The sequence below is a fragment of the Halalkalicoccus paucihalophilus genome, assembly GCF_001593955.1.
Taxonomy (GTDB): domain Archaea; phylum Halobacteriota; class Halobacteria; order Halobacteriales; family Halalkalicoccaceae; genus Halalkalicoccus; species Halalkalicoccus paucihalophilus.
In genome coordinates this window covers 40,941-55,251 of the sequence record NZ_LTAZ01000002.1, presented here as the reverse complement: position 1 = coordinate 55,251, position 14,311 = coordinate 40,941, and the positions used below count along the sequence as shown (strand labels likewise).

Below are 14,311 nucleotides of genomic sequence, written 5' to 3'. Positions count from 1 at the left end.
GAGGGTTTGAATTAGACTGAGGTTCCGCGAGCGAAGCGAGCGGGTTCTCGGGCGTTGTTCAAATCCGATCCCCGCATCCAGCTTTTGCCAGCGAGTGAGCGAAGTGAACGAGCGCAGTAAAAGCTGGACCAAAAGCAGGTCTGCCACGAGGCGTTCGAACCCGATCTCGCTTCGTCAACCCTATCACTCGGGGTCGATCCACCCGAGGATCGAGTCGCGGGTACACTCGGCGTCCTCCGCGAGGACGATCTCGACGAGTTCGCCACCGACTGGTGCCGGCACGTCGACGTCGACCTTCTCGATCTGGATCTCGCAGACGGGTTCGCCCTCGGTGACGATCCGCCCTTCCCGCGCGAACCAGTTGACGACGACACCCTCCTCCTCGTCGACGTCGTCGGGCCAGACGGCGGCGGCGGCCTCGACGGCCACGCGGTCGTCGCTCGCGCTCATTTCGAGTCGACGTTTCGGACGGCGGTCTCGATGTCCTCGACGCCTGGGATGACTTTGCCCTCCATCGGGCGCGCGTAGGGGATCGGCACGTCCGGGACGGCGACGCGCTCGACGGCCTCCAGATCCGAGAGCGACCCCTCGGCCACGCGGGCGACGATTTCTCCGGTGACGCCGAACGAGCGGTAGTCCTCGTCGACGACGACCAGCCGACCCGTCTTCGCGACGGATTCGCGGACCGTCTCCGTATCGAGGGGCACAAGCGTTCGGAGGTCGATCACCTCCGTGTCGATACCGTCCTCAGCGAGTCTCTCGGCGGCCTCGAGCGCCCGGTGGACGTGCAGACCCAGCGTGACGACGGTGACGTCCCCGCCCTCGCGTTTGACGTCGGCGCTTCCGAAGGGAATGGTGTAGTCCTCCTCGGGGACCGGGGTTTTGGGCCCGTCGGGGGCGGGCATCCACCCGATCCCCATCAGGCGCTTGTGGAACATGTACACCACCGGGTCGTCGTCTCGGATCGCGTTGTGCATCAGCCCCTTCGCGTCGTAGGCCGTCGAGGGGACGACGACCTTCATCCCCGGCATATGGGCGAAGGTACCGTAGAGCGTCTGGGAGTGCTGGGCGGCGTCGTTGTAGGTCCCACCCACCGCTGCGGTCAGGACCATCGGGACGTTCACCGCCCCGCCGCTCATGTAGGTATTCTTCGCCATCTGGTTGTAGATCTGGTCCATCGCGACGCCGAAGAAGTCGACGAACATCAGCTCAGCGATCGGGCGCATTCCGTGTTGAGCGGCGCCGACGGCCGCACCGAGGTAGGCCGTCTCGCTGATCGGGATGTCCATGACCCGATCGTGACCGAACTCGGAGAGCAGGCCCTCGGTTGAGTCGAAGATGCCGCCGTAGTCGGCGACGTCCTCGCCCATGTAGAAGACTTCGTCGTGCGCGCGCATCTCGTGGGCGATCGCCTCGACCATCGCGCGGCTCATCGTCAGTTCCCGTTCGATCGCCTGCTGTCGTTCTTCCTGCGCCATCAGTCGTCACCCCGGCGAGCTCGTGGGTCGGTTCCTCGGTCGTCACGCCCGACGGCGGGTTGACGAAGACGTCCTCGTAGGCCGCGTCGGGCTCGGGTTCGGGTTGCTCTTTCGCCCACCCGATGGCCTCGTCGACGCGCTCGCGAGCCTCCTCGCGGATCTCCTCAAGCGCCCCCTCGTCGACGCCCCGATCTCGGAGATCAGCGGCGAGGCGCTCGATCGAGTCCCGGTTCTGTGCGGCCTCGCTGTCCTCGTCGGGCCGGTAGCTCTGGGGATCGCCCATGAAGTGGCCCATCCGTCTGTGGACCTGTACCTCCAGCAGCGTCGGGCCGTTGCCGTCCCTCGCACGTCCGATCGCCTCCCTCACGGCGTCGTGGACCGCCACGGCGTCGTCGCACTCGACGCGGACGCCCGGCATGTCGAACCCGCCCGCCCGGCGGGAACCGTCGGCGACGTCGGTCACGCGGTCCTTGGGCATGCTGATCGCCCAGTCGTTGTCCTCGATCACGAAGACGACCGGCAGGTCGTGAACCGCCGCGAGGTTGAGCGATTCGAGAAAGGCCCCTGACTGATCGCGCCCTCACCGAGGAAGGCGACCGCCAGGCTGTCGGTGTTTCGCCGCTTCGCGGCGAGTCCCGCCCCGACCGCCGGTGGACAGCCTTGGGCGATGATGCCGCTGCACGCGAAGTTGACCTCGGGGTCGAACAGGTGCATGTGCCCGCCCTTGCCGCTGCTCAGTCCCGTCTCCCGGCCGAAGATCTCAGCGGTCATCCGATTCAGATCGACGCCCCTCGCGATGGCGACGTGGTGGGGTCGATGCGGCGCCGTCACTACGTCGTCCTCGTGGAGGTGCCGACAGACCCCGGCCGCGGCGGCCTCGTGGCCGGCCGCGAGGTGCAACTCTCCGGGGATCGGCCCCGCAGAGATGTCGAACGCGGGCTGTTTTCCCTCTAGGTACTCCTCCTGAAGGCGCTCCTCGTAGTATCGGGCCGTCACCATGTCCTCGAACATGGACTGTAGTACGGTAGCAGCTACCATTGTGGGTCCCGATACGAACTCGTTACGGACGATAGTATAGTTACCGTTCAGGTCACGAAACCGTTGGATTCGGGCCGCTCGTTCTACAGCCACCGATGACGGTTCAGTTCGCCTTCTTCGACCCGCTCAACGCCTTTTTGACGAATCGGTATCCCGCGAGGGCGAGCACGGCCGAGACGAGCGCGCCGGGAACGCCGTATCTCTTGTAGCCGAACGTCGCCGCCTTCTTGACGATCGCGAGTAGGGCAACCATGGTACTCGTCAGTTGGCGGTCTCTGCTCAAAAGCGTTCGGCAGGAGCCCGTCAGCCACCCGTCGGACTGGCTGAGGCGTCCCACAACGCTTTTTCGCGCTCGCGGAGTGTCTTTGGATAATGGACACTGTCTCCGAGCTCCTCTCCGACATCGTCGAGAACGCGGATGCGGTCGCACTCTTTTCGCCGACCGGCTCGCTCTACGAGCGCTTCGTCGATGCCGATATCGACCTCGACGTGATCGTCGTGGGCACCGAAAACGGGGTCGACGCCGACGCCTTCGTCGAGATCCCTCTCGAGTTTACCGACATCACGGATCTCGTCGAGTTCGGGATCGGCGCGGCCGTCGGCGACGGCTACATCGAGGAGGGAGACGTCGTGATCTGTGCGACGAGCGTCTTCGACGAGGAGATCGACACCGTCTCGCGGGTGCGCGCCGCCGAATCGGTCCACTCCGATCTCTACGACCTGTTCGTCAACTCCCGGGCCGAACCCGAGGTGATCCGGAGCGTGCTGGAGGTCGCGATCGATCTGGGCAAGAAGGGCCAGAAGGGAAAGCCCGTGGGCGCGTTGTTCGTCGTCGGCGATGCGGGCAACGTGATGAACAAGTCACGCCCGCTCTCGTACAACCCCTTCGAGAAGTCCCACGTCCACGTCGGCGACCCGATCGTCAACGTGATGCTCAAGGAGTTCTCCCGGCTCGACGGCGCCTTTGTCATCTCGGATTCGGGCAAGATCGTCTCCGCGTACCGCTACCTCGAACCCGACGCGAAAGGGATCGACATCCCGAAGGGACTCGGCGCGCGCCACATGGCCGGCGGGGCGATCACGCGCGATACGAACGCCACCTCGATCGTCCTCTCGGAGTCGGACGGGCTGGTCCGGGCGTTCAAGGGCGGGAACCTCATCCTCGAGATCGATCCGGAGGAGTACTGAGATGCAGGTCTCGATCCTGCGCGAACCGCTGGTGCTCGCGCTCGTCGTGTTCGTCGGGATCGTCGCCCTCGGGTACGTCTTCGGCCAGTTCACCAAGCGGGTGCTGACCGCCATCGGCGTCGGCACCGCCGTCGAGGGAACGGCCTTCGAGCGGACCGCCCAGGGGCTGGGGAGTTCGACCGTCTCGGTGGTCTCGCGACTGAGTTCGTGGTTCATCTACGGCGTTGGTCTCCTGTTCGCGCTCTACGTCGCGGGCGTCCTCGACGTGAGCGTCCTCTTCGCCGAACTCACGTGGTTGCTCCCTCGCGCGTTCATCGCGCTGTTCGTGATCATCGTCGGTATCATCGCCGGCGACAAGGTCGAAGTGCTGTTCAACGAACGCCTGCGCGGCGTCAAGTTCCCTGAGGTCGGCCTGATCGGGACGGTCGCGAAATACAGCGTCATCTACGTCGCTGTCCTCATCGCGCTCGGCCAACTCGGGATCGCCACCAACGCCCTGCTCGTCCTGCTCGCCGTCTACGTCTTCGGGCTGGTCTTCCTCGGCGGGATCGCGGGCCGCGACCTGCTGGCCTCGGGGGTCGCCGGACTCTATCTGTTCCTGAACGAACCCTACGGGATCGGCGATCGGGTGCAGATCGGCGATCGAGCGGGCGTGGTTCAGGAGATCGAACTGTTCGTCACCCGCATCGAGGACGACGGCACCGAGTACATCGTCCCCAACCGGACGGTGTTCGAGGAGGGCGCGAGCAAGCGCCTCCCGTGATCCCGACCGTTGACACCGAGGGGACCGACCCGTTCGACATCGTCCCCGCTGACGGTCCGACTCGGACCGTCAGTCCTCGGTGCGGATCGCCGCGGGGACGCCGACGGCGGTCGCCCCCGGCGGGACGTCTTCGGTCACGAGCGAGTTCGCGGCGACGCTCGCGTCCGCACCGATCTCGACACCGGGTAGGACGACCGCGCCCGCACCGATCATGGCCCGCTCGCCCACTCGAACGGGTCCCGTCCGATACTCGTCCTGCAGGAACTCGTGGCACAGCAGGGTCGCGTCGTAGCCGATGATCGCGTCGTCTTCCACGGTGACGAGATCAGGCCAGAAGACGTCGGGGGTCGATTCGAGCCCCCACGAGACGCCCCGCCCTACGGTGACGCCGATCCGCCTGAGCAGCCAGTTCTTCAGCCTGAGGCTCGGCGAGTGGCGCGCCAGAACGATGGCGAGGTAGTTGAGCGCGACTCGAAGGGGGTGGCGCGCGTCGGGCCAGTGCCACAGCGAGTTCGCGCTGCCGGGGGAGGGATGGCGGGTCACGCGGTCGTGGCGGGGCGGGGTGTCGTCGCTCACGCTCCCTTGTAGGCCCGAGCGTCCCTTGAACTAGCGTGATTACTCGGGGTCGGTCTCGTCCTGTCCGAGCGCCTCCTCGTCCCCATCCTCCTCGTCGTTCTCCTCTCGCTCGTCCGTCTCGCCGCCGGCGCTTCGCTTCTCGTCGCCACCGTCCTCGGTGCCGCCGTACTGTCCGTCCTCGTCTTTCACGTCGTTGCTTCCGTAGGCCTGCTCGTCGTCTTCACTCATAGCTGAGGGGAGATCGGCCACGCCTGAAAACGTGGGGCCGTCAGGTGCCATCACTTTTCACGCGCCGCCCGGCGCGGCAGGTCCTCGATCGCCGGCCCGTCGAGTACCCGGCCTTCGGGGGTGAAGCGCGAGCCGTGACAGGGACAATCCCAACTGGCCTCGCCGTCGTTCCACCGGAGCACACACTTCATGTGCGGGCAGACGGCAGAAACGGCGTTCAGTTCGCCCGACTCGGATCGGGAGATGCCGACCGGCCCGTCGTCGGTTCTTACGACCGTCCCGTCGCCGGCGCGGAGCCTCGCCTCTTCACCAGCGAACAGGGAGCGCGCCCAGTCGGCCGTGAAGTTCGCGCCGACCTCGGCGTTGTGGGTGAGAAACGACTTCGCGGACTCGCCGTTCACCCGCGCGGGCGAGAACACCTCCTGATGTGGGTGTTCGCCGTCGCGGATCAGTCCCGAAAGTATCCGTCCGGCCGCGACGCCGCCGGTCATTCCCCAGCCGCCGAAGCCGGTCGCGACGGAGGCGTTCTCGCCGACAGGCCCGAGCCGGCCGATATAGGGCACCCCGTCGAAGGTCTTGTAGTCCTGTGTCGACCAGCGGTACTCGACCTCCTCGACGTCGAAGGTCCCGCGGGCGAACTCCTCGAGGCGGTCGTAGCGCTCGCTCGTCGAGCCCCCCTGGCCCGTCTCGTGGTTCTCCCCGCCCACGAGGACCAGCGGTTCGCCGTCCAATCGGTGAACGCGGATCGAGCGGTAGGGGTCGCCCGCCTTGTAATACATCCTCTTTGGGAGGTCGCCCGCAACCCTGACCCCGATCACGTGCGAGCGTTTGGTCTTCATCCGCGCGAAGTAGCCACCGCGGTCGAACACCGGGAAGTGGGTTGCACAGACGACGTGGTCAGCAGTGAGGGTCCCGACCTCGGTCTTGACCTCACAGGGCTCGCCCACCTCGAGGTCCGTTGCCCGGGTCTCCTCGAAGACCGCACCCCCCTCGTCCTCGACCCGTTCTGCCAGCCCGAGGACGTACTTCCGAGGGTGGAACTGACCCTGTTCCGAAAAACGGACCGCGCCAGCCGTCTCGTAGGGGAGGTCGACCTCCTCTCTTTCGACGAACTCGGCGGGCAGTCCCAACCGTTCGGCCGCCCGCGCCTCCTTGCGGACCTGCTCGCGGCCCTCGGCGTCGTCGGCGTAGACATAGGCGTCGGTCCGCTCGAACTCGGCGTCGAATCCGGCACTCCGGTCGGCGACCTCCTCTAGAGCGTCCCCGTTCGCCTCGGCGTACTGGCGGGCGCGCTCCTCGCCGACGGTATCGATCAGGTGGTCGTACTTCAGGCCGTGTTGGGAGGTGACCTTCGCGGTGGTGTGGCCCGTCACGGCCGCCCCGACCCGGTCGCGTTCGATCACCGCCACGCTCTCGCCGCCCTCGGCGAGGTGAATCGCAGTCGAGAGCCCCGCGATGCCCGCGCCGATCACCGCGACCTCGATGGTTCGATCCCCGTCCAACGGGGAGAATCGCGGCCCGTCGGTGGTCGCGAGCCACGGCGACTCGTCGCGGGTTCGTCCGTGATCGTCCATGAACGAACCATCACGGGAGGCATCCTCGTCGTTGCGCCTGCACTCGCCGGGCTACTCGCCGCGGAGGTCGCTCATGTGGTCGATCCGCGAGCGGACCAGTTCCTCGGTGCCGATGTCGTGGCGAATCCTGACGCCCTCGGTCGCTCCCGAGAGGGCGTCCTCGGCGATCGTCTCGGCCTCCGCGATGCTCCCTGCGATCCCCACGACCGCGAAGGCGCGCGAGGTCGTGGTGTAAATGCCGTCCTCGCGGTCGTCCACACTCGCGTAAAACAGCTGTGCCTCGCCGCCCTCGGCTGCCGCCCGCGCCACGCTCTCTCGCGGTTCGTCACTGCCCTCTCCGCTCGATTGTCCCGTAGCGCGCCCCGCCCGCGCCACGCTCTCCTCGTCGATGGTGATCCGTGTATCTCCCTGTGGCTCCTCCGGATATCCCTCGGGAACGGCGTACTTACAGACGGTCGCGCGGGGGGCGAACGACAGTTGAGGCAGGGCATCCCCCTCGCGGGCGGCCACGAGTACGTCGAGGAAGTCCGTGTTCATCACCGGGAGGGTGTTCATCGCCTCGGGGTCGCCGAAGCGGGCGTTGAACTCGACGACCTTGACACCCTCCGCCGTGAGCATGAACTGCCCGTAGAGAACGCCCGTATAGTCGCCCAGTGCCGCGACCGTCTCGTCGAGGATCCCGACGGCTTCGCGATACTCGTCCTCGCTCATGAAGGGTAGTTCGAGTCCCGCGTCGCTGTACGAGCCCATCCCGCCCGTATTGGGCCCCTCGTCGCCCTCGTAGGCGCGCTTGTGGTCCTGAACCGCTGGAGTGACTCTGAGAGAGCCGTTCGCGACGAGCCCCTGCACGGTGAACTCCTCGCCGACGAACCGTTCTTCGAGGACGACTCTCTCGTACCCCTCCTCCCGGAGGTACTCCTTCGCCCCCTCCTTGGTCACCTGATCCCCGATGACCTTCACGCCCTTGCCGCCGGTCAGCCCCGCGGGTTTCACGGCGAGATCAGTACTCGAAGAGTCGATGTACTCACAGGCCGCCTCGGTGTCCTCGAAGGTCTCGAACGCCGGACAGCCGGAGATGTCGTGTTCGCGCATGAACCGGCGCTGGTAGGCCTTGTCCGTCTCGATGCGTGCGGCCTCGGCGCTCGGCCCGAACGGATAGACGCCCGCCTCGGCGAGAGCGTCCGCCACGCCCGCCTGCAGGGCCGCCTCCGGACCGATGGCGGCAAGCGTCGCGCCGACCTCCTCGGCATAGGTCCGCACGGCGCTCGTGTTCGTCGTATCGAGCGTCTCGAACCCCGCGGCGATTCGGGCGATCCCCGGGTTCCGGTTGTCCGCACACGCATAGAGGTCACAGTCGCTCCCTTCGAGCGCCCGTGCGATGGCGTGTTCGCGTCCGCCGCCGCCGACCAGCAACACGGTCTCTGACATGGCTGAGAGACGCGCGGGCCACGGGGTAAAGATTCCCTTTCCGCGTCGAGTGACCGACGGGGCGTTCGACTCGGCGGACCGTCTCGACGGTGAAAAACCGCCTGCCGGATCGAACCGACAGCCGTTACCGGTGGGCGCGTGACGCTCGGCCCGTGAACGACACCGAACGCCGGATCCGCGAGCGCCTGCTCGCGACCCGTTCCGAACCGCTGGCGGCGACGATCGAAGCCGCCGACGCCGTCGCCGCCTCGTGGGATGGCCCGGCGACCCGACGCGAGGCGGTCGTCGAACCGCTCTCGGCCCTCCTCGAACACGCGGGGCTTCGAGAGGGGTATCCGGCACTGCTCGCGACCGGAGCCGAGGTCCTCGGGGAACCGCTGCCCGCACCGCCCGTCGCCGCCCCGCCCTACGTAGTGATCACGGGCACGGGACCCGTGTTGCGCGCGTCGCTCCCCTCGGGGAGGCTCGTTCTTCGACTCGCCGTCTTCGCCATCGAACGCGATCCGAAACGGTACGTCAGGTGCGGCGAGCGCCCCGAGGAGATCCTCGAAGTCGAACTTCGTTAGGCTTCGAGCAGTTCCTTCGTCTTTTGGTGGCGATACCGGAACATGGGCTCGAAGCCGACGACCGCGAGCGGCGAGGCCGGACGGGTGAGTCCGGGCAGTTCGTAGTGAACCGTATCGCGCAGGCGCGTCCCCTCCCCGTCGCGGCGGAACTGGTGGACGTGAGCCCACCGTGAGAAGGGGCCACCGCGCATCTCGTCTTTGAACAGCGCCCGCTCGTCGCTTTCCGCGCGCTCGGTGATGACCGAGGTCCACGACTGGGCCGGCCCGCCGAGCGGACGGAGTTCCATATCGATCTCTGCAGCCGCCTCGAGGATCTCGGGATTTCGCTCGCCATCGGGTCCACGGACCTCCCGAACGGAAAGCCCCATCCAGCCCGGAGTAAGTGCTTCGAGACCGCTCACTCGCGAGTGAAACTCCCAGACGTCTTCGAGCGAGGCCTCGACGTGCGTCTCGCGCTCGTAGGTCGCCATACCGGGCGTAGGGTCCGGACGCCTAAAACTACTTGAGCCGTTCCTGCAGGAAGGAGGGATGGGCGGCTGTCACGCCGTCGACGGAAAGGATCTCCTCGCTGATGATCTCGCCGACCGCGTTGCCGTCGGTCGCGCGGACCTCGGCCATCAGCATGTGATCGCCGGAGGAGGAGTACAGCGCCTCGACCGCCTCGATCTCGCCAAGTGCGCGCGTCGCCTCGACGTAGCGTTCGCTCTCGACATCGATGCCCACGAGCGCGATCGAGCGCCCCGAGAGCTTCTTCGGGTCGACGTCCGCGGAGTAACCGACGATCACGCCGTCGGACTCCAACTGGTCGATGTATTTCCGTACTGTTGGCTTCGAGACGCCCGCCCGGCGTGCGATCTCCGCGTACGACGCTTGCGCGTCCTCCTCGAGGACGGCGAGGATCCGATCCGATGTCGAGTTCGTCGCCACACTCGCTCTTTCGCGTCCGGGAAAAAATACCTTGCGAACCGACAATCGATATAGCGCATGACACAACGTCGGCTACCGGAACCGATACCGGTCCTCAACGGTGCCGGTCGAGCAGGTCGTAGCTTCGTTCCCACTCGTAGTCGTCGTCGAAGTACCGTTCGGCGAGCGGTTCCTCGGGCATCTCGCCGATCGCCTGTTTCTCCTCCTGATAGGAGGGACGATCCTCGTCGACGTAGAACCGTCCCGTCAGCACCGTTCCCTCCTTCAGGACGTTCTCCGTCTCGTACATCATCTCCTGGGCCTCTTGGCGGTCGTGGACGTCGAAGTCGTAATCGTCGGACTCCTGAACGTCGATGTACGGGACGTACTGTTTTGCGTCCTTGTTCCAGGTCGGACACTGGGTGAGGAAGTCGACGTGCGCGAAGCCGTCGTGCTCCATCGCCTCCTTCAGGATCTCCTTTGCCTGGTTGGGGTTGACCGCCGCGGTCCGGGCGATGTAGGAGGCTCCGGAGGTCAGCGACAGCGAGAGCGGACGGATGGGGTCCTTCGCCGAGCCGCTCGGCTGGGTCTTCGATTTGTGACCTTTGGGGCTTGTGGGCGAGGTCTGGCCCTTCGTCAGGCCGAAGATCTCGTTGTTGAACACGATGTAGGTCATATCGTGGTTCTCCCGGGCGGTATGCATGAAGTGGTTCCCGCCGATCCCGTAGCCGTCGCCGTCGCCGCCGGCGGCGATCACTTCGAGGCCGGGGTTTGCGAGTTTCGCCGCTCGCGCCACGGGAAGCGAGCGCCCGTGGATGGTGTGGAAGCCATACGAATCGAGGTAGCTGTTGAGCTTGCCCGAACAGCCGATCCCCGTCACCAGCAGCGTCTCCTCGGGGGTGCGGCCCACTTCGGGCAGGGCCTGTTTCAGCGATTTGAGCACGCCGAAGTCGCCACAGCCCGGACACCACGTCGGCTGGGGCTCAATACCCGGCGTGAACTCCTCGCGGTCGATCTCTCGCTCCTCTCCGATTGCGTTGAATGCACTCATTGTCTTAATCGCTTACCGCCGGTTCGAGTCTGGTGTTCGCGGTCGGTGCCTCCTCGTTGCCGGCGATCTGGATCTCGAAGCCTTCGACGACCTCGGCCGGCTCGAACGGGTTTCCGTCGTACTTCAGCAGGCTCGTCAGCTTCTCGCCGAACTGGCCGAGTTCGCGCTGGGTCAGCCCGCGGAACTGCGCCGTGGCGTTCATCTCGACGACGAGCGCCTCGTCGACGCTCTCTAAGAACTCCGTGACCTCCTTCTCGGCGAAGGGCATCAGGTCGCTGACGCCGATCGCTTTGACCGAGTGGCCGTCGTCGTTGAGGCGTTCGACGGCCTCGCGGACCGCGCCCTGACTCGACCCCCACGTGACGATGCCGTAGTCGGCCTCGTCGGGGCCGAAGTACGTCTGGTTTGAGGTCTCGGGGTCGCTGTCGAGGTCCTCCCGAATGGACTCGAGTTTCTTCATCCGCAGGTCCATCTGCGTGATCCGGTTGTCGGGGTCCTCCTCGATGTGGCCCGACTCGTTGTGCTCGTTGCCGGTCACGAGGAAGCGTCCCCTCTTCTGACCGGGCAGCGAGCGCGGTCGGACCCCGTCGTCCTCGGGGTCGTCGTGGCTGAAGCGCTGGAAGATGCCCGAGGGGTCGTGTGGGGCGTCTTCGAGTTGCGCCTCGGTGAGCGTCGGTCCCAGCGACGGGTTCGGGTCGCGGTCGAACGCGCTCGCGGGGACGTTCTGGTTCTCCCCCGAGAGCTTCTGGTCGATCACGACGATCGCCGGGATCTGGTAGTTGTACGCCATCTCGAAGGCCGTCCGCGTCTGCTCGTAGGCCTCCTGGGGCGTGCCCGGTGCGAAGACGACCCGACAGGAGTCGCCCTGACTCGTATAGAGGATGTGTTCGAGGTCTCCCTGTTCGGGTTTGGTGGGCAGGCCCGTCGAGGGGCCCGCACGCATCGCTTCAACGAGGACGATCGGCGTCTCAGACATCTCGGCGAGGCCCAGTGGCTCGCTCATCAGGGCGAATCCACCACCGGAAGAGCCGGACATGGCCTTGACGCCGGCATGGGACGCGCCGAGTGCGAGCGCCGCGGCGGCGATCTCGTCTTCGACCTGCTCGGAGATACCTCCGAATTTCGGGAGGTGTTGGGACATGATCGTGAAAACGTCGGTCCACGGGGTCATCGGATAGCCCGCGATGAACCGACAGCCCTCGTCGAGCGCGCCGTAGGCGACGCCGTTCGAGCCCGAAATCAGGACCTGTTCCTCCTCGTGCTCGCCCGTCGGGACCCGCAGGTCGTGGTCGAACTCGTACTCCTCGTTGACCATCTCGTAGGCCTCGTGGAGGATCGTCCGGTTGGGCTCGAGGATCTTCTCGGGCATCGCGTTCTCCATGAGGTTCTCGATCTCGTCGAGGTCCATCTCGAGGAGCGCGGCGGTGACGCCGATACCCGCCGTGTTGCGCATGATCTCGCGACCGTGTTCGCGGGCCATGCTCCGGAGGTCGATGTCGAAGACGTGCCAGTCGTTTTCCTCTGCTCGCTCCTCGAAGTCGGGAATCTCGCTTGCGTCCAAGAGTCCGGAGTCGTAGACGATGATCCCGCCCTCGCGGAGTTCGTCGAGGTTCTCGCTGAGTGGTTTGACCTCCTCGTTGCCGTAGTAGGCGTTCTCCTTCGGGTTGCGTGCGAAGGAGTCACCCAGTGCGAGCAGGAAGTTGTAGCCGTCCCCCCGGGAATCGACGACCTCGTCGCTCGCTCGGATCTCGACGTACGTGTGACCGCCCCGAATCCGTGAGGGGTAGTGTCGATGCGTGAATACGTTGAGCCCCGAGCGCATCAGGGCTTTTGCGAAGTTCTGGCTCGTCGAGTCGATCCCGTCCCCGGAACCCCCCGCGATTCGCCAGATGAGTTCGTTGTCTGCCATATGTGAAATCCCGGCCCGGATGGGCCATTGGAGACAGTTCGATTGGGGCAAAGTAAAGCCTTTGCCATCAATTAGCAAGCATCGATAATGAAGGATTCGGGGCTTCTCTCCGCCGATCACGCGCGATCTACGGCTGGGGTTCCGAGTTCCCATCGCCGACGTCGGTCGGGAGATACGTCGCGGACAGGTGATCGATAACGTACCTGACCGTGTCGGGGTCGTAGGTCCAAAAGCCGTAGAACTCGCCCGGTAAGCGCTCCTCTGCGAGCAATGCACACGCACTCCCGTCGAGGCCGTCCCCGTCGAAGGCGACGAACCACGAGGTGGCGATCTCCTCGCTTTCCTCGGCGTGGACGAGGAACGCCCCCCGAGTCCGGATCTCGGCGTCGGGCACCCCGTAGGTGTGGACGGTCAGCCCGTCGTGCTTTCCGAGGGCACGATAGGTCTCCAACTGGGGGCGGAGCGTCGAGAGGCGCTGGAAGCCCGCGTGGAGTTCGCCCCTCCCGACCCGCCACGCCCGGTCCTCGATCTCGCGGGAGGCCGCGAGCATCTCCCCCCGGTCGTAGGAAGTAAACAGCGTCTCGTCGAGATGGTCGAGGATCGGGCGGTAGGGATCGCTTTGGAAACCCGCTTGTTCGGCGTCCGGATCCGCGAGTAGGGCCTCGATCCCCGTCGCCGAGACGCACTCCCCGCTGCGACTGAGAACGGCGAACCGGTCGGGACCACCTGTTGCCGTGCCGACCTCGACGGTGAGGTTCCTGTCAGCGAACCGTTCGCGGAGGTCGGTCACGGCTTCCTCGGCGTTATAGACGGTCAGCGTCGTCTCGTGGGCCTCGACCCCCGCGATGAGTTCGGTGAGCGACATCCGACTAATGGGACGGCCGGCAGCGACATTTACGTACCGTTTGTACGACTGTTTCGATCGCTCGAACCGACGGGACGACGGGTTGATCTCTGGAACGGGACTCAGACCAACGAGTCGGGACGCGTCGAGAGGTACTCGAAGACCGATCCGAGCGCGAAGCCGTACGTCCAGTGGGCGACGAGCGTCAACACGGCGTACGCGACGAGCGCCAGCCCCGTGTAGTCGACGTAGAAGGCGAGAACGAACCCCGTCCAGAGGACCGTCCCGAAAACGACGCCCTTCAGCGGGTCGCGTCCGCCCGGCAGGTACTCCTTGAGCGAGGCAAAGAGCAACGGCCACGGGAACATTCCCCCCAGAAGGAAGACGAGATAGCCGAGCGCGACGGGGGGCAGGAATCCTTCGAGGCCGATCAACAGTGCGAGTTGAGCGAACGACTCGCGCGAGAACGCCCCGATCGACTCAGCGATGAGCAAGACCACCGTCATCGTCGCCGTCCCGACCAGTCCGCCCGCCGCACCGACCAGTCCGTCGGCGACGATACCGAACACCGAATCGAACTCCTCGAGTCCGCTCGACCGCTCCTCGCCGAGTACTGGATCGAGCTCCTTCCCGTTTGCCTGGTCGTTCACCCCGGACGTCGGATCGTTCATGATACTAACTACCACGCCAGTCGGCATAAGCTATTGGTGAACTGTCATTCTATCGGACTCGGACGTGACCCGATCCTCGTCCGAACGCCCT

The 14,311-nt window shown here is 65.8% G+C and carries 16 protein-coding genes and 1 pseudogene; 3 read left to right on the top strand and 14 right to left on the bottom strand.

From position 1 onward, the window contains the following. Nucleotides 1-183: 183 nt before the first annotated feature. The 4 genes and pseudogenes from HAPAU_RS03280 to HAPAU_RS21530 all read right to left on the bottom strand — a co-directional run bounded on the left by HAPAU_RS03280 (nt 184) and on the right by HAPAU_RS21530 (nt 2,769). Complete coding sequence (locus HAPAU_RS03280; protein WP_066379571.1) at nt 184-450, bottom strand: lipoyl domain-containing protein; 267 nt, start codon at nt 448-450, stop codon at nt 184-186. Beyond that, nucleotides 447-1,478, bottom strand: coding sequence for an alpha-ketoacid dehydrogenase subunit beta (locus HAPAU_RS03275; RefSeq protein ID WP_066379568.1), 1,032 nt, complete (start codon nt 1,476-1,478; stop codon nt 447-449). The genes HAPAU_RS03280 and HAPAU_RS03275 overlap by 4 nt, the downstream gene beginning before the upstream one ends. Before the next feature lie 10 nt (nt 1,479-1,488). Then, nucleotides 1,489-2,489 (bottom strand): annotated as a pseudogene (locus HAPAU_RS03270) (thiamine pyrophosphate-dependent dehydrogenase E1 component subunit alpha); the annotation flags it as partial. A 130-nt stretch (nt 2,490-2,619) separates the two neighbouring features. Continuing rightward, nucleotides 2,620-2,769 carry a hypothetical protein gene (locus tag HAPAU_RS21530; protein WP_169802613.1) on the bottom strand — a complete coding sequence of 50 codons (150 nt, stop codon included), beginning with the start codon at nt 2,767-2,769 and terminating at the stop codon, nt 2,620-2,622. Between the two features lie 119 nt (nt 2,770-2,888). Between HAPAU_RS21530 and dacZ the strand changes: the two genes are divergently transcribed. Further along, nucleotides 2,889-3,704 carry a diadenylate cyclase DacZ gene (dacZ, locus tag HAPAU_RS03265; RefSeq protein ID WP_066379567.1) on the top strand — a complete coding sequence of 272 codons (816 nt, stop codon included), beginning with the start codon at nt 2,889-2,891 and terminating at the stop codon, nt 3,702-3,704. Nucleotide 3,705: 1 nt separating this feature from the next. After that, complete coding sequence (locus HAPAU_RS03260) at nt 3,706-4,467, top strand: mechanosensitive ion channel domain-containing protein (RefSeq protein WP_066379566.1); 762 nt, start codon at nt 3,706-3,708, stop codon at nt 4,465-4,467. A 69-nt stretch (nt 4,468-4,536) separates the two neighbouring features. On the opposite strand, the gene HAPAU_RS03255 is transcribed toward HAPAU_RS03260, so the two are convergent. The 4 genes from HAPAU_RS03255 to purD are packed head-to-tail and all read right to left on the bottom strand — an operon-like array spanning nt 4,537 to nt 8,273. Then, nucleotides 4,537-5,043, bottom strand: a complete 507-nt coding sequence (locus HAPAU_RS03255) for an acyltransferase (protein WP_066379565.1) — start codon at nt 5,041-5,043, stop codon at nt 4,537-4,539. 39 nt (nt 5,044-5,082) lie between these two features. After that, nucleotides 5,083-5,271 carry a hypothetical protein gene (locus HAPAU_RS03250; RefSeq protein WP_066379563.1) on the bottom strand — a complete coding sequence of 63 codons (189 nt, stop codon included), beginning with the start codon at nt 5,269-5,271 and terminating at the stop codon, nt 5,083-5,085. Between the two features lie 50 nt (nt 5,272-5,321). After that, on the bottom strand, nt 5,322-6,845 hold the full coding sequence (locus tag HAPAU_RS03245) for an FAD-dependent oxidoreductase (RefSeq protein WP_066379560.1): 1,524 nt from the start codon (nt 6,843-6,845) through the stop codon (nt 5,322-5,324). Between the two features lie 51 nt (nt 6,846-6,896). Then, on the bottom strand, nt 6,897-8,273 hold the full coding sequence (purD, locus tag HAPAU_RS03240; protein ID WP_066379557.1) for a phosphoribosylamine--glycine ligase: 1,377 nt from the start codon (nt 8,271-8,273) through the stop codon (nt 6,897-6,899). Nucleotides 8,274-8,425: 152 nt separating this feature from the next. On the opposite strand from purD, the gene HAPAU_RS03235 reads away from it, so the two are divergent. Continuing rightward, nucleotides 8,426-8,839: a hypothetical protein gene (locus HAPAU_RS03235; RefSeq protein ID WP_066379554.1), complete on the top strand. Its 414-nt coding sequence runs from the start codon at nt 8,426-8,428 to the stop codon at nt 8,837-8,839. Here HAPAU_RS03235 and HAPAU_RS03230 read toward each other — a convergent pair. The 6 genes from HAPAU_RS03230 to HAPAU_RS03205 all read right to left on the bottom strand — a co-directional run bounded on the left by HAPAU_RS03230 (nt 8,836) and on the right by HAPAU_RS03205 (nt 14,220). Continuing rightward, a complete protein-coding gene (locus tag HAPAU_RS03230; protein ID WP_066379551.1) occupies nt 8,836-9,309 on the bottom strand; it encodes an SRPBCC family protein in 474 nt (157 codons plus the stop codon). The genes HAPAU_RS03235 and HAPAU_RS03230 overlap by 4 nt on opposite strands. 28 nt (nt 9,310-9,337) lie before the next feature. Continuing rightward, on the bottom strand, nt 9,338-9,766 hold the full coding sequence (gene lrpA1 / locus HAPAU_RS03225; protein WP_066379550.1) for an HTH-type transcriptional regulator LrpA1: 429 nt from the start codon (nt 9,764-9,766) through the stop codon (nt 9,338-9,340). A gap of 94 nt (nt 9,767-9,860) precedes the next feature. Further along, nucleotides 9,861-10,796, bottom strand: coding sequence for a thiamine pyrophosphate-dependent enzyme (locus HAPAU_RS03220; protein WP_066379547.1), 936 nt, complete (start codon nt 10,794-10,796; stop codon nt 9,861-9,863). A gap of 4 nt (nt 10,797-10,800) precedes the next feature. Next, a complete protein-coding gene (locus HAPAU_RS03215) occupies nt 10,801-12,705 on the bottom strand; it encodes a 2-oxoacid:acceptor oxidoreductase subunit alpha (RefSeq protein ID WP_066379546.1) in 1,905 nt (634 codons plus the stop codon). 127 nt (nt 12,706-12,832) lie between these two features. Further along, nucleotides 12,833-13,570, bottom strand: coding sequence for a DICT sensory domain-containing protein (locus HAPAU_RS03210; protein ID WP_066379544.1), 738 nt, complete (start codon nt 13,568-13,570; stop codon nt 12,833-12,835). Nucleotides 13,571-13,671: 101 nt separating this feature from the next. Beyond that, entirely contained in the window at nt 13,672-14,220 is a 549-nt protein-coding gene (locus tag HAPAU_RS03205) for a DUF6789 family protein (protein WP_066379542.1), read from the bottom strand. Nucleotides 14,221-14,311: the final 91 nt, after the last annotated feature.